This is a genomic window from Tenacibaculum sp. SSH1-16, from assembly GCF_040104435.1.
Lineage (GTDB): Bacteria > Bacteroidota > Bacteroidia > Flavobacteriales > Flavobacteriaceae > Polaribacter > Polaribacter mesophilus.
Window position 1 is genome coordinate 1 of record NZ_JBECOV010000001.1, and the last position, 14818, is coordinate 14818.

The 14818-nt window shown below is 31.5% G+C and carries 16 protein-coding genes, 1 tRNA gene and 1 pseudogene; 6 read left to right on the top strand and 12 right to left on the bottom strand.

All coding sequences use genetic code 11. The features are described 5' to 3' along the window. Positions 1 to 597: 597 nt before the first annotated feature. On the bottom strand, positions 598 to 1662 hold the full coding sequence (locus tag ABMY20_RS00005; RefSeq protein ID WP_349264310.1) for a PA0069 family radical SAM protein: 1065 nt from the start codon (positions 1660 to 1662) through the stop codon (positions 598 to 600). 211 nt (positions 1663 to 1873) lie between these two features. Further along, on the bottom strand, positions 1874 to 2935 hold the full coding sequence (gene aroC / locus ABMY20_RS00010; protein WP_349264311.1) for a chorismate synthase: 1062 nt from the start codon (positions 2933 to 2935) through the stop codon (positions 1874 to 1876). A 294-nt stretch (positions 2936 to 3229) separates the two neighbouring features. Here aroC and ABMY20_RS00015 point away from each other — a divergent pair. Next, positions 3230 to 3314 (top strand) — tRNA-Ser (locus ABMY20_RS00015). 115 nt (positions 3315 to 3429) lie between these two features. On the opposite strand, the gene ABMY20_RS00020 is transcribed toward ABMY20_RS00015, so the two are convergent. The 5 genes from ABMY20_RS00020 to ABMY20_RS00040 all read right to left on the bottom strand — a co-directional run bounded on the left by ABMY20_RS00020 (position 3430) and on the right by ABMY20_RS00040 (position 7422). After that, positions 3430 to 4002, bottom strand: coding sequence for a phosphatase PAP2 family protein (locus ABMY20_RS00020; protein WP_349264312.1), 573 nt, complete (start codon positions 4000 to 4002; stop codon positions 3430 to 3432). Between the two features lie 2 nt (positions 4003 to 4004). Continuing rightward, on the bottom strand, positions 4005 to 5054 hold the full coding sequence (locus ABMY20_RS00025) for a peptidylprolyl isomerase (RefSeq protein WP_073184866.1): 1050 nt from the start codon (positions 5052 to 5054) through the stop codon (positions 4005 to 4007). 88 nt (positions 5055 to 5142) lie between these two features. Next, the gene (locus tag ABMY20_RS00030; protein WP_349264313.1) at positions 5143 to 5868 is read right to left on the bottom strand and encodes an FKBP-type peptidyl-prolyl cis-trans isomerase; all 726 of its coding nucleotides are present in this window, start codon (positions 5866 to 5868) and stop codon (positions 5143 to 5145) included. Then, entirely contained in the window at positions 5865 to 6404 is a 540-nt protein-coding gene (gene gldI / locus ABMY20_RS00035; RefSeq protein ID WP_159494563.1) for a gliding motility-associated peptidyl-prolyl isomerase GldI, read from the bottom strand. Before gldI ends, ABMY20_RS00030 begins: the two co-directional genes overlap by 4 nt. Further along, positions 6394 to 7422, bottom strand: coding sequence for a bifunctional oligoribonuclease/PAP phosphatase NrnA (locus ABMY20_RS00040; RefSeq protein ID WP_047790443.1), 1029 nt, complete (start codon positions 7420 to 7422; stop codon positions 6394 to 6396). The genes gldI and ABMY20_RS00040 overlap by 11 nt, the downstream gene beginning before the upstream one ends. An 81-nt stretch (positions 7423 to 7503) precedes the next feature. Here ABMY20_RS00040 and ABMY20_RS00045 point away from each other — a divergent pair, with 81 nt between their 5' ends. Beyond that, a complete protein-coding gene (locus ABMY20_RS00045) occupies positions 7504 to 8511 on the top strand; it encodes an alkaline phosphatase D family protein (RefSeq protein ID WP_349264314.1) in 1008 nt (335 codons plus the stop codon). Positions 8512 to 8619: 108 nt separating this feature from the next. Continuing rightward, positions 8620 to 9039, top strand: a complete 420-nt coding sequence (locus tag ABMY20_RS00050) for a nucleoside-diphosphate kinase (RefSeq protein WP_028892988.1) — start codon at positions 8620 to 8622, stop codon at positions 9037 to 9039. 137 nt (positions 9040 to 9176) lie between these two features. Here the strand turns inward: ABMY20_RS00050 and ABMY20_RS00055 are convergent, their stop codons facing one another. The 4 genes and pseudogenes from ABMY20_RS00055 to ABMY20_RS00070 form a co-directional block, all read right to left on the bottom strand. Continuing rightward, complete coding sequence (locus ABMY20_RS00055; protein WP_349264315.1) at positions 9177 to 9644, bottom strand: hypothetical protein; 468 nt, start codon at positions 9642 to 9644, stop codon at positions 9177 to 9179. Positions 9645 to 9695: 51 nt separating this feature from the next. Then, positions 9696 to 9926, bottom strand: coding sequence for a hypothetical protein (locus tag ABMY20_RS00060; protein ID WP_253056870.1), 231 nt, complete (start codon positions 9924 to 9926; stop codon positions 9696 to 9698). A gap of 86 nt (positions 9927 to 10012) precedes the next feature. Next, positions 10013 to 10489, bottom strand: coding sequence for an Hsp20/alpha crystallin family protein (locus ABMY20_RS00065; RefSeq protein ID WP_349264316.1), 477 nt, complete (start codon positions 10487 to 10489; stop codon positions 10013 to 10015). 406 nt (positions 10490 to 10895) lie between these two features. After that, a pseudogene (locus ABMY20_RS00070) lies at positions 10896 to 11041 on the bottom strand (IS110 family transposase); the annotation flags it as partial. A gap of 585 nt (positions 11042 to 11626) precedes the next feature. Here ABMY20_RS00070 and ABMY20_RS00075 point away from each other — a divergent pair. The 3 genes from ABMY20_RS00075 to ABMY20_RS00085 all read left to right on the top strand — a co-directional run bounded on the left by ABMY20_RS00075 (position 11627) and on the right by ABMY20_RS00085 (position 13976). Then, a complete protein-coding gene (locus tag ABMY20_RS00075) occupies positions 11627 to 12400 on the top strand; it encodes an HNH endonuclease (protein ID WP_349264317.1) in 774 nt (257 codons plus the stop codon). Positions 12401 to 12573: 173 nt separating this feature from the next. Beyond that, positions 12574 to 13134 (top strand): hypothetical protein, encoded by a 561-nt coding sequence (locus tag ABMY20_RS00080; protein WP_349264318.1) that lies wholly within the window; start codon positions 12574 to 12576, stop codon positions 13132 to 13134. Between the two features lie 110 nt (positions 13135 to 13244). Beyond that, positions 13245 to 13976, top strand: a complete 732-nt coding sequence (locus ABMY20_RS00085; RefSeq protein ID WP_349264319.1) for a hypothetical protein — start codon at positions 13245 to 13247, stop codon at positions 13974 to 13976. A gap of 536 nt (positions 13977 to 14512) precedes the next feature. Here ABMY20_RS00085 and ABMY20_RS00090 read toward each other — a convergent pair. Next, positions 14513 to 14812 carry a DUF721 domain-containing protein gene (locus ABMY20_RS00090; RefSeq protein WP_047790448.1) on the bottom strand — a complete coding sequence of 100 codons (300 nt, stop codon included), beginning with the start codon at positions 14810 to 14812 and terminating at the stop codon, positions 14513 to 14515. Positions 14813 to 14818: the final 6 nt, after the last annotated feature.

Below are 14818 nucleotides of genomic sequence, written 5' to 3' on the forward strand. Positions count from 1 at the left end.
GATTTGCTACACTATTTTAATGAACTGCTTCCCTAAAATTCGGACTGCAAAGATACTCACTTTATTTCCTAATAAACAAGAATTTGTTAAACTATTTTTTAACCTTTTCTTTAAATATCTTAAACCCCTATCTTAATGAACTCTCACTAACTTTAAAGCTTACCGCTTCTCCGTTGGCGGGTGCAAATATAGACACCTTTTTCAATATGACAATGGCTTTTTTTGCCTTTTTTATCACCTTTTTTTAACCCACTATAACCTAATACTTTATAACCGAAAGTTTTTTTTTACCAAACCCCTCTCCTTCCTTTGTTTATTATACTTATTACTATTTTAATACTTCTATATGGAGAAGTTTCCCTTTTTATACTACCATATATAATGTAATTATTCGCGTTAGGGATTGAAGCGGTATCCTTTTACTTAGCCTGCCCTTAACAGACTAAGCAAAAGATACAGCGGAAAGCCCGACAGTTTATTATGTTATAGCGCAGCGGAAACAAACAATAAAGTGAAACGCACATATTAATAAAGGTGTTTTTTTAGAAATACATTATATATATATGATGTATGCAAAATGCTTTTACAATATCTTATTTAAAACAGTGTTGTTTGATTAGTTTGGTACTTATCAAATTTGGTATAATCTAGCGGAGGGAGTGTTTTATCTTTTAAATACAGTTTTCTTGCCAGCTTAAATTGTGTACTTATTTGCTCTGCTATTTTTCCTTCCCCTCTCATTCTACTCCCATAACGTGAATCATTCAACGAGCCTTTATGCGTGTCTTCTATTTGACGCAGTATTTTGTTTGCTCTATCGGGGTAGGTTTTTCTTACCCAATTGGTAAAAATTTCCCCAATCGCTCCATTCAAACGTACTATCGTATATCCAACTGACGCTACTCCTAACTCACTTACTTTTTTTACTAATGGTAATATTTCATGACTATTGATTGAAGGTATAATTGGCGCCATCATAACATTAACTGGAATATTATTTTCCGTCAATGTCTTAACTGTTTCTAATCTTTTTTTGATTGTTGCTGTTCTTGGCTCTACTACTCTTCTTGTTTCTTCTGATAACGATGTGATTGATATATTCACTCTCACTAAATTCATAGCTGCCATTTTTTTTAAGATATCTAAATCACGAAGTATTAGTGCATTTTTTGTTATCATACTTGCTGGATGCTTTAACTTTAACAGCACTTGTAGCATTTTTCGTGTGATTTCAAGCTTCTTTTCTATTGGTTGGTAACAGTCTGTATTTCCTGAAAACATAATATTTTGGGGTTGCCAATTACGACTTCGCAGTTTTTTCTCTAATAGTTCTGGTGCATTTGTTTTATACAGTATTTTACGTTCAAAATCTAATCCTGCTGAATACCCCCAATATTCATGCGTGTTACGTGCATAGCAATATATACATCCATGCTCACAGCCTTGGTATGGGTTCATTGAATATGAAAATCCAATGTCTGGACTTTTTACTTTATTTAAAATTGTTTTGGGATAAATTTCTAAATAGGTTGTTTTATTGTTATCTGCTGATTCATTTTCAGCTTCGCAATAATTTAAAAAGTCATCTAACACCTCGTGTTGATGTTGTATAAATTTATTGTGCGTGTTGTGTTGTGCACCACGCCCTTTAATATAGTCCATAATCATATCTAAATAAAATATTATAAAATTGTCTTTAGAATGACTTTATCGAGAACAGGTTCGTATAAACTTCTCGATACAATTTCGATAGAGCACCGAAATCATCCGAAGTGACTTTGTAAAGTTACTTTAAAATAAAATGATTTATTTAACAATAGGTAAAATTGTTATAAACAAAAAACACCATTTTAAAAAAATGGTGTTTTTAATTTTAAATTCTTCTAGTTTTATTCATTAACCAAAAATCGGCGAGTACTAAAGCTGTTAATGCCTCTACAATAGGTACTGCTCTTGGTACTACACAAGGGTCATGTCTCCCTTTTCCGTGTATCTCAGTAGCCTCTCCTTTTGAGTTTGTTGTTGCTTGATTTTGCATTATTGTCGCTACGGGTTTGAATGCTACCCGAAAATAGATATCCATTCCGTTAGAAATCCCTCCTTGAATTCCTCCTGACAAGTTAGTTTGTGTTGTTCCATCTGGATTAAAAATATCATTATGCTCAGAACCTTGCATTTTTGCTCCACAGAAACCACTTCCAAACTCAAATCCTTTTACAGCGTTTATAGATAACATGGCTTTTCCTAACTCTGCATGTAATTTATGAAAAATAGGTTCTCCTAAACCAACAGGTACATTTTGTGCTACACATGTTATTGTTCCTCCAACAGTATCACCTGCTTTACGTATTTCATGAATTTTAGCAATCATCTTTTCTGCTGATACTTCATCAGGACAACGGACAATGTTACTTTCAATTTTAGAAAAGTCTAAATCTTGATATGGCTTTACCATAAAAACGTCTCCTACTGATGATGTAAATGCATTTATATTAATGTGATTGATTAATTGCTTTGCTAGCGCTCCTGCCACAACCCAATTGGCTGTTTCTCTTGCTGATGTTCGTCCACCACCTCTATGATCTCTAATTCCGTATTTTTTATCATACGTGTAATCGGCATGTGAAGGACGGTACACATCTGTATTATGGTTATAATCTTTACTTTTTTGATTTGTATTCTTTATTGCAAAACCTATTGAGGCTCCTGTAGTCACTCCATCAAAAATACCCGACAAAAACTCAACTGTATCTGGTTCTTTACGCTGTGTTACTATTTTAGATTGCCCTGGCTTACGACGATCTAATTCTTGCTGAATAGCATCAAAATTAACTTTTACTCCTGCAGGGAATCCATCAATCACACCTCCAATTGCTATTCCATGAGATTCACCAAATGTAGTTAACTTTAAAATATTTCCGAATGAATTAAACATACCTTACTATTTAATAAGACGAAGGTAGAATTTATTTACTAAAAACGATAATTTTCATTCTTATAATTATCGATTAATCCATTACCTCATCCTATTATGTATTCAGTTTATTTTTTATTTATTTTTTTTTTAATTTTATTTCACACCAAACTTATTGATAGCAAAAGCATTACGTTTCACAACACTTTTAAAGCTTAAATTTTATTAAAAAAAGTATCAAAAAACTTTTTTAGAATTGAAAAAAGGTCATATATTTGCACCCGCAATCAGGGAATATATCTGATGAGGCACTCAGGAGAAATGGCAGAGTGGTCGAATGCGGCGGTCTTGAAAACCGTTGTCTGTAACAGGACCGGGGGTTCGAATCCCTCTTTCTCCGCAAGTCCGAAGCGAAAGCTTCGGATTTTTTTTTAGGGGATTAAAGAAAAAAAGCTTACAAATTTGTAAGCTTTTTTTATTAATTAGAAACAGTAACGTTTCTTATAATCTTAATACTATTCTTTCCCTAACCCAACTCTCTTCTCAAGAGCTAAGTATCCAAAATAAAATAATGTTCCTAAAATTATACCTGAAATATATCCTGTAGCGACGTCTACTGGAAAATGTACACCTAGGTATATCCTACTGTATCCGAAAATCAAAGGAAATAAAACCATTAAATAAATTAACCTAATGTGCTTTCTCAACAATAGAATTATAAAAGTTGTTATTGTAGTAGATAACGAAGCATGACCAGACCAGAAACTATACCCTCTTGGCCTATATGTAAAGTTTCTCAAATACTCTTTCAAGCCTTCAGTATTACATGGTCTAATTCTTTCAGTAGAATTTTTAATCAAGTTTGTAAATTGATCAGAAAAAGCAACAATAACCGCTATAAATAATATCGTAAATAATCCTTTTTTCCACCCAAACTGTTTAAACACTAAAAACAGCAGAAAAGCGAACAAAGGTGTCCAAGTAAATTGATTGGTTATTGTTAACCAAAAACTATCCCATTGCTCATTTCCTAAGCTATTAAGATAAATTAAAAGCTCTTTATCTTTTTGTATAATATTTTCTATCACGATTACTTTCCTACTTTTAATACTTCTATTTCAAAAATTAAATCCGATTTTGGAGGTATCGGTCCTACTCTACGATCTCCATATCCTAGATAAGAAGGTATAAACAATCGTACTTTATCTCCTTCTCTCATTGTTCTCACTCCTTCTTTCCAACCTGCTATTAATGGAAAGTTTTCGTCATCTACAGTAAAAACAAAAGCTTCTCCTTTATCTAAACTAGAGTCTATTTTTCTTCCATCTGCTAAATACAGCGTATAATGCGCTGTTGTTGGTAATGCTGGATTTACTTTTTTTCCACTTCCTTTTTGTAATGACAAAATTTTCAAACCAGAATCAGTTGTAATTGCATCATTAATTCCTTGTTCTTCTTGATACTTTTGTTTTAACTCTTCTAGCTTTTTCTTTCTCTCTTCTTCTTTCTTTTCAACGTTTGCTAATTCATTTTCAAAAACTACTGGAGCATCAAACTTAGCCGCCTCTTCTCCTATTCTTAAAATTTCTATCTGTTTTATATAGTCATTTTTCTGAATGGTATCTACTACTGACTGACCTTGCAAAACACGACCAAAAACCGAATGTCCACCATCTAACCAAGGTGTTGCTTTGTGTGTAATAAAAAATTGACTGGAATTGGTAACTGGTCTTGAGTAATTTGCCATAGACAACACCCCTGGTCCGTCGTGCTTATACAACAGTTTTCCTTCTTCATCCATTGGGAATTCATCGGCAAATGTATAACCCGCATCACCAGCACCTGTTCCTGTTCTATCCCCTCCTTGTATCATAAAATCTTTAATAACCCTATGAAACTTCGTTCCATCATAAAACGGTGTTCCTTTTAACGAATCTATCATTTTAGGATGTGTTCCTTCACTCAAGGCTACAAAATTCGCTACTGTCATTGGAACTTTATCATAAAAAAACTTTACTAAGATATCTCCTCTGTTTGTTTGGATATCTGCATACAACCCGTTTTCTAAATTAGGGTATTTCGCTGATTTACATGATACAAACATTATCAATACAACAAATACAATTTTAAATAATTTCATTTATTTCGTTTTTATTTTCTCATATAAACAATTAATTAGGTTAACAACAAGTGCTAACCTAATTAATTATCAACTATTTAAGTTTTGTTTATTTTATCTCTAATAACTCTACTTCAAAAACTAAAGCTGAAAAAGGCTTAATATGTTGTCCTCTTTGTTGCGCTCCATAGGCTAATTCTTGAGGAATAAAGAATTTATATTTTGCTCCTGGCTTCATTAACTGTAAACCTTCTGTCCATCCTTTAATTACTTGTCCTACTCCAAATTCAGTTGGTTCACCTCTTTCTACTGAGCTATCAAACACAGTTCCATCAATTAAAGTTCCATGATAATGAACTTTTACTCTAGAGTTTGCTGTTGGAACTTCGCCTTCTCCTTCTTTTAAAACTACATACTGTAAACCACTCTCTGTAGTTTTTACTCCTTCTTTAACTTTATTTGTTGCTAAAAACTCTTCTCCTGCTTTTTTGTTATCTCCAAATTCAGCTTCTGCTTTTTTAGCTTGCTCTTCTTGCATTTGTTTCATTTTTTCTTGTTGCTTCTTTTGAAAAAATGTTCTTAAAATATTGTTTATATCTTTTGACTCTACTAATAGGTTTGTAGAATCCATACCATTTTTAAAACCTTGCACAAATAAATCCTGATCCATATCATCAAAATTCATTTTTATTTTATTAGCCATATCTAAGCCTAAAGCGTAGCTTACAGAGTCTACTTCTGTTGCTAATGAACTTTTTTGTTTAAACTGACCGTTACTACATGAAACAATTGATAAACCTACAACTGTAGCTGCTAAAATGTTGGTTAATTTCATTCTTCTATTTTTGATTTTATATCGATTAATGTTACTGTACTTTGTATTGGCTGATTTACAGCTATTTTATTTCCATCTCCAGTAACTCCAAAAGCTCTGTATGATGGAATGACAAATGTAATAGTTTCTCCTTTTTTCATCAACTTTATTCCATCTTGTAATGCAGGAATAAAATCTTCTTTATCTACTCTATAACTTCTCTCCTTTGTTTCATAAAGAACATCTCCATTCAGACTTACTATATTGTAAGACAACATAACTAAATCTTCAAACTTCGGAGAACTTGAGTTTAATGTATCTTTAGTAATATATGTATACCAAAAACCGTTAGGTGAAGTTTTATATTCTTTAAGAGTATCTTTAGCCACCCATTCTTCTAAACGTTTTTTTTCTAAAGCGTTTAGTTTCTTATTCTCTTTAAGAACTTCTTTATAAAAATTTGTTGTACCGTGTTGCTTTGGTCTTCTTGCTTGCGGCTCTTTACAAGACACTATAAGTATAGCTGTAAAAACAAAAAGTATTATTTTATGCTTCATACGATTTTTCTAACTCTTGTTGGTATGTAGGTAATAACGACTTAAATCTTGCTATCGTATTTTCCAAGCTATCATCACTTCTACCTCCAGCTGCATTATCATGTCCTCCTCCATTAAAATAATTACGTGCAAACTGGTTTACAGAGAATTTTCCTTTTGAACGAAAAGATATTTTCACAATTCCTTGTTCTTCATCTTCAATAAAAATGGCAGCAAATACAATTCCTTTCAAAGATAATGCATAGTTTACTACCCCTTCTGTATCTCCTTTTTCGTAATTAAATTTTCTCTTTTCTTCCTCAGTAAGTGTTATAAATGCTGTTTTATATTCTGGTAAAACTTTCATATTACTAAGTGCTTGCCCTAACAACAATAATCTATTGTAAGAGTTTGCATCGTGTACATTACTGTGAATCTTATCATTTTCAGCTCCTTTATCTATTAAATTTGCTATAATTCTATGAGTGGTACTTGTTGTAGATCTAAAACGGAAAGAACCTGTATCGGTCATAATACCCGTATATAAGCAAGTTGCTATATTTTTATCTATTAACTCTACATCTCCCATCATTTCAATAAAGTTGTATACCATTTGACAAGTTGAAGACATGGAAGTATCTGAATACATATACATGAAATCGTCTGGTTGTTGATGGTGATCTATTAAAGCAAAATCGTTTTCGTATTGCTCTAAAGTGTTTTGCATATCACTTCCTACTCTATGTAACGCATTAAAGTCTAGTAAGAAAACAATGTTAGACTTCGCTAAAGCTTTGACAGATTGGTTGTTTTGACGATCAAAACGCTTAACAGTTTTTGACCCTGGAACCCAATGCAAAAAATCAGGATATTCGTTTGGCATTAACACTTGTGCCGTATGTCCTTTTTTGTCTAAATAATGTTTTAAACCTAATGTTGAACCAATTGCATCTCCATCTGGGTTTCTATGTCCAATTATTACAATATTCCTAGGTTTAGATAAGAACTCTTTTAATTCTGTAAAATGCTTTAAAATCATAAGTGGCGAAGATACAAATTAATGCTATATTAACCTTTTTATGTATTGCTTTTTGTTTCTTTGCTATAAAATTAAAACTTAATGAAATATACTAAATTTATTACCCTATTAACCTTTTTGCTAAGTATCCCTTTTCTATCTTTTAGTCAAGATACATTTTCCATTGCTTTTGGATCTTGTAATAACCAAAAACTTAACAATCCTTTTTGGGAAAACATTCTATCACTTCAACCCGATGTATGGATTTGGGGTGGAGATAATATTTATGCAGATACTAATAACATGCGTAAAATGAAACGCATGTATAAAAGTCAAAAAAAGGTTAAAGGATATAAAGAACTAACTACCAAAGTTCCAATTCTTGCTACATGGGATGATCATGATTATGGTAAAAATGATGCAGGTGTAGAATTTGAAATGAAAGACGAAAGTCAACAATTATTTTTAGATTTTTTAGATGTCCCTAAAGATTCTCCTAGAAGAAAACAACGAGGCGTTTACCACTCTAAAACTTTCAACACAAAAGATGGTAGTGTTAAAATTATTGTTTTAGATACTCGCTATTTTAGAACTTCACTTACTAGAGGTACTAACGGACAACGTTTTCAACCTAACGAATACAACGAAGGTACTGTTTTAGGCGATACACAATGGAAATGGCTTACAAATGAACTTACAAACTCTACTGCTACTTTTACTATAATTGTAAGCAGTATTCAAATCTTATCAAAAGAACATGGTTTTGAAAAATGGGGTAACTTTCCTCATGAAGTAGCTAATTTATTCAGTTTAATTAAAAAAGCTAAAAACACCAACGTAATTCTTCTTTCTGGAGATAGACATATTTCTGAGTTTTCTAAAACAACTATTGAAGGACTTGCTTATCCTCTTATAGATTTCACTTCAAGTGGGTTAACACATGCTTATTCTTCATTTTCTTCAGAAGAAAACAACTTCAGAATAGGAAATGTTGTAAATTCTTTAAGCTATGGAACGTTGCTTTTAGATTTAAAAACTAAAAAAGTAACCTTTCAAATGCGTGGTAAAAACAAATCTATCTTACAAGAAATCAACCAAGTATACCCTTAACTTGCTAATAACATTAAAAAGTGTATTTTTGCGCCGATTTATGCAAAGTTTGCATAATCAACAACAATTAAGAAATTTATCATATACTGATATTTATTATATTTAATAATGGCAACAAATAGAACTTTTACAATGATTAAACCAGATGCTGTTGAAAACGGACATACTGGTGCAATTTTAGAAAAAATTAATGCTGCAGGTTTCAGAATCGTAGCTATGAAAAAAACACAAATGACGAAGCGTGATGCTGAGACTTTTTACGGGGTACACAGCGAGCGTCCTTTCTTTGGTGAGTTAGTTGAGTTTATGACTCGCGGACCAATCATCGCTGCTATCTTAGAAAAAGACAACGCTGTTGAAGACTTTAGAACTTTAATTGGTGCTACAAACCCAGCTGAAGCTGCTGAGGGAACTATCCGTCAGTTATATGCTACTTCTATTGGAGAAAATGCAGTACACGGTTCTGATTCTGATGAAAACGCAGCTATCGAAGGTGCTTTCCACTTTTCTGGTAGAGAAATGTTTTAATCTTTAATTTAGATTACTGAATTTATAGATATTATAAAGGCTCGCTACAGTTTTGTAGCGAGTTTTTTTATAAATATTTCTCTAATTATTTTCCCTTTACTAAGCAAAATGCATCCTTTTAGCTAATTTAAATTAGCTTATTTAGGGTTTATAAATTCAGACTGATATTTTTCTAAAAACTTCTTCTGCTTATCTTCCATTTGTTTTATTATTTTATCTATCTCCATAAACTCTCTACCAAAATTACTTTTAAAAAAATCATTACTAAAATAATGTTTACTAAAAAGAGAGTCTTCAGAAAAGACATCTTCAAATCCTTGCGCTTGAAATTCTGAAAAGTTTGTAAAAAATTTAGATTTAAATGATTTTAACAAACTATCTCTGTCTATAGAAGAAAGATTTGTTTCATTGTTGTTAAGTGACCAGGTATAAATACTATCATAACGTATCAAGTTTCCATTTTCATCAAACTCTTTATCTACTTTCCAACTTCCTTTAGGTTGTTTTTCTATACGCTCAACACTTTCTTTTTGTCTGTGTTTTTGACCATTGCAACTAATAGTTAACAAAGCCAAGACCATACATAACATATACTTTCTCATCATTTTTAATTTTTTGTTAAACAATTCGTAAACTTAATATGGTTAATTAAACTTCTACACCTTATATAAACCTCCTGTTTCTGGTGACTTCACTAAATTGTTTTGATGAAATATTTTTGATTTTCGTTCACCATCTTTATACCAAACACACTCTAAATAAGTATCATTATTATTCACCCCTAATAAGGCATCCTTCTTTAGGATGTATTTGAGCACTTCCATCTTTGGAGTTTTATTACTACCTTTTAATTTCACCCAATCTCCTGATTTAAATTTTCTAGGCATGCGATTGTATATTAAATTAATAGGAAAATATTTATAAAGAAGGCTGATAATTCAGCCTCCTTACCTCCTTTAAGGATAAAAAATCATTATGAAATTTTAATTGTTCTAGCTGGTTTTTGTTTTGCTTCATCTTTTTTAGGTAAAAAGATGTTTAAGATACCATCTTTGTAGCTAGCATTAATCTTATCATCATTCACGCTTTCTGGTAGCGTAAATGTTCTTTTAAACGAAGAATATCCAAACTCTCTACGAGTATAGTTTTCTTGTTTTTCCTCATTTGCTTCTTTTATTTCTGTGCTAATAGATAATATTTGATTATCAATATTTATATGAAAATCAGATTTGCTTAAACCAGGAACAGCCATTTCTACAATATAACTATCTGCTGTTTCTTTAATATTTACTTTAGGTAAAGTAATTCCTGTGTTAAAGTTTGATGTAAATACAGCTGGAAGATCTCTATTAAACACATCATCTAGCCAATTAGACAAGTTAGGGAAGTTTACGTTTGAATTAGTGCTTGTTAAACTTCCGTTTTTAGGAACATTAATTAAATTGCTCATAATTACAAAATTTTAATTAAACATTATTTCAAATATGAAACCTTAAGTGATTTCAATCACCTATTTTGCAAATAATAAGCCAAAATAAAAAACCACACAACTTCTTTTATTAACTTTTAATTTTCTTTAACATACGACTGTTATTTTTACAGTCACCTATTGTTTTTCATCAAAAAAAGGTCATTTTGTCATATTAAAAAACCCATCAACACACTCAAAAACAAATACTTAGTTCATTTTTAATTTAATCCACAATAACTTCGTTAGTATTGAGCATAAATCATTAAAACGGATTCGGGTTCTTAAAAAATTGTCATTAATTTAAAAAATAGTGTGAGAAAAATATTACTATAGTATTATTAGGAAGAACTGAAGTAAAAACAAGTGTATTTTATACTTTTTTAACTCAAAGCACTTTATAATTTGCATCATAATGTAAACCACTTTTCACTATTATTTTAGTAACTTATTACACACTGCTATTAAAGCAGATTTCACTTTTACCCTAGCAATAATTCGATCATAAAGCTCTCTACACTCTTTATTGTACTTACATATTGATGAGGAAAGCTCAACGAAGCTCGCTGATGGTTTCGTTGCCTTGAGGAAAGCTCAGCGTGACGCGCTGACGGTTTCGTTGTGTTGAGGAAAGACCAGCGTGACGCGCTGATGGTTTCGTTGTCTTGAGGATAGCTCAGCGTGACGCGCTGATGGTTTCGTTGTGTTGAAAAAAGCTCAGCGTGACGCGCTGATGGTTTCGTTGGGAGACTATTCAATAAAGTGTGTCATAAATCATAAAAAATAATGGGAGTATTCAATAAAGTGTGTCAACAGCGATATATAGAACCGTTGCTACTCCCTAAAACATCTTTCATCCCCTAAATAATTGAACTTATGGTATTCCATAAGATTTTGTACACATATTGTAGTAAGTTTGTTGGAGTTGTATAACTAATTAACAAATAGTAATAACTCGTTAATAACTTTATTTTAAGTAACCTGTTGATTTTAATATATTTGATAGCATATAAAAATTGCTAAAAGTTCCGCTTATCCTACCGTTAAGAGAATGTAACAGTAATTTCATTACCTATATAAACTAGTTAGGCAACATTTGACAAAAACCGAGAATAATCAATGAATTGGATAATTTCAGCAAATTCTAAAATGTACGACCATTCAAGTTCTTTTGAACATTATGGTTCAATAGATTGGAGACAAGGAAATGCGAAATTTGAAGTTAGAGATACTGTTTACATTTATTGTACTCGACCTTTAATGATGATACAGTACAAATGTACAGTTGATAGAATTGACCTTAATTCTGACCAAATTAGAGACGATAAGGAATATTGGCTTGACGAAGAGGAATATTTTAAATCGTTAGATGGAAAATTTATGACTTTAAGACTTGTCGAACAAGTTTCAAACAATCAAATGAAACTAGAGAATCTTAAAGAGAATGGATTAAAAGCTGCACCACAAGGTCCTGTAAAAATAAAAGATGAAAATCTGCTAAAACACATTGAAACCTATTTTACTGATAACTATCAAACTGACTTTTTTCCTGATACTGTGAACGAGGAAGAAACAGAATATGAAGGAGCGAAAAGAATAGTAATTGTCAATAAATATGAGAGAAGTTCAAAAGCGAGAGAAAATGCAGTAAATTTTCACGGACTGAATTGCAAAGTTTGTGACTTGAATTTTAAAGAAATGTACGGAGAAATTGGAGAAGACTTTATTCATATTCACCATTTGGTTCCAATTCACGAAATCGGAAAAAATTATAAAATAGATTATAGAAACGATTTAATTCCAGTTTGTCCAAATTGCCATTCTATGCTTCATAGAAAATTAAATGGTAAAGAACCAACTATTGAGGAATTGAAAAAAATGATTAATAAATAAAAAACGTTGCCTAACAATGGCTATAAAACATAGGGCATCAGTGGGTTACGCTAAATTAAACAAACTAAACAAAGCCGCAACGGTAGGACAGTTTCGCTGCTTTCTATCCCCTACGATTTCATAGCCGAGACCGTTAGATGTAATTAAAACCACATATAAATCGAAATATAAATATGGATTTTATAAGAGAAAACTGGGATTGGATTGCCGAAAATATTGGGAAAGTGATCACAATTGCAACAATATTTTTTGCCGCAGGTTGGGGACTTGCAGCTATATTTTATAAAGAAAGAATAGAGATATTAAAAGAGCAAATAAATTCAAAAGAAGATAGTCCTTCAAGTGATGACCCAAGTGAATTTGTATATCCAGAAACAGGAAAAAATGGTAGAAATATACTTGCAAATTCAACGTTAAGTGTCCAAAAAGGCGAGAAAGTTTCTTTGAGGGCAATTATACCAAAAAATGAAAAAATACTTGTAGAATTAAAAGGACCTAAACGACTTCACAAACAAGACGACGGTGCATCATGGAATTTTTCAATAAGTCAAATACGAAATTGGACTGCAAAAACCTATGAACCTGAAAATGGAGGAAGACAGGAATTTGATGCCGAGTCTGGAAGTGCTGATATGGAAGTAGCATTTCAAAGGGAAGGAAAAGTAATTATTTCTGTCTTTGAAGGTGACATTCGTTCTAATATATGGAAAAAAGAAATAACCATTAGAAATTAAATAACTACACCTAATACGGTGTATAAAACATAGCTAATAAGGTGCTTATTAACTCCCACACTAATTATATCCAAAACCGTTTGCTGTAATTAAAAAATAAAGAGAAAAAGATGCGATTAGCAGAAATAGCAAAACAATTAGGAACAAATAAAGAAATAATGGATTCATACTGGGAATACCATGAAAGAAAACAGAATTGGTTTTTTTCTCCAAATCCAAATTTAAATGGAGCTACAAGAAGACCTATGTTTCCAAGTCTTATAGATTGGAAAAAATTAAAATCATCTGAGAGAAAACGAAAATGGAATAACCTTAGTATGAAGCAACGAATGACAATTTCAACTCTTGCTGGGTTTGGATATGAAGGGAGAGGAATTAACTTAGACAATATATCTCACTTTTCTAGATTAAGAGAAGCTTGTATGAGTAAATGGAAAGTAAACTTATACAGTGTGTTCTGGAGTGATTTAGGAAACGGAAAACGTTGGCTTTGTAATGTTTTTGTTGGTGATGCTATTTATTTATACGGTTTAAATAACTTTACTTCATCAAATAATCATTATTATGACCCAGAACAAATCTATATGGGTAAATCTTCTTTAAGAAAAAGAAAAAATTACAAAGATGTTCAAGTTGGAGATATTGTTGTTTTTGGAAAAGGACATGTAGAAATTATTACAAGTATTCAAAAATATTGGGTTGCTGATGATGGGTTTTGCTCTATCGGCGCAGGCAGAGGTAGGGGTAGATCTTATATGGGGAGTATAGAATGTGATGGGGCATTAACACTTTCAGGAAAAAGAGAACTAAATAATAGCAATCACACATACTTTTATATATAGAATGCGAAAATTTTATTTTTTATCTTGTTTGTCTAATTTTCTAATACTGTTTTTAGTTGGACAGTTTGTTTTTCCTTTAATCGAAGGAATAGTTAGTAATCACATAAAAAAATTTACCGAAATCAGTAGTTACGTAAATTATAGTTACTATTTCTATTTTTTTGTGTTTTGGTGGCTTGCACCATTTTCAATACTTTTAATAAAAAATTACTTAAAACATTTATTACTTTTTATTACAATAAATGTATTATTAGCGGTCATAATTTTAATAAGCTCTTTTAAATATGGTTTTGAAATAATTTTATATGACCTACTGTTATTTATAGTGCCAAGTATGGTAATTTCTATTTCGGTTTATTATTCTCAAATGATAATTGGAAAAAAACTACTACCAACAAAGTATAAGCGTAATGCGGAGTAGAGTGCTAAATACGAAAAATAGACTATTATAACCTTAAGGTTAAACAAAAGTGAAGTGCTTCTAACCTCGCACTACGCTTATACAATCACGTTAGCTATAATACACACATTATACCCTACACCAACATCAATTTTTTAACAAGCTCCTCTCCTATTTCCTCATTAATCATGCGTATAATCTTATCTTTACCGTAACTTAACTCTTCTCGTAGTACCGAGGAAGACAAACGAACAATTAAAGTTCCGTTTTGTAGTTTTACTTCACTGGTATACGAAGCTACTCCAGCACCCATCAATTTTTCCCAAGCTTCGTCAATATGAATTTTTTGAAATCCTTTTTTCAACTTATTATTCTCTTGAATAAAGCTTCCCATTAAATCTTTGATTGAAAAACTATCGTTTTCTCTTTTAGCCATTTGATT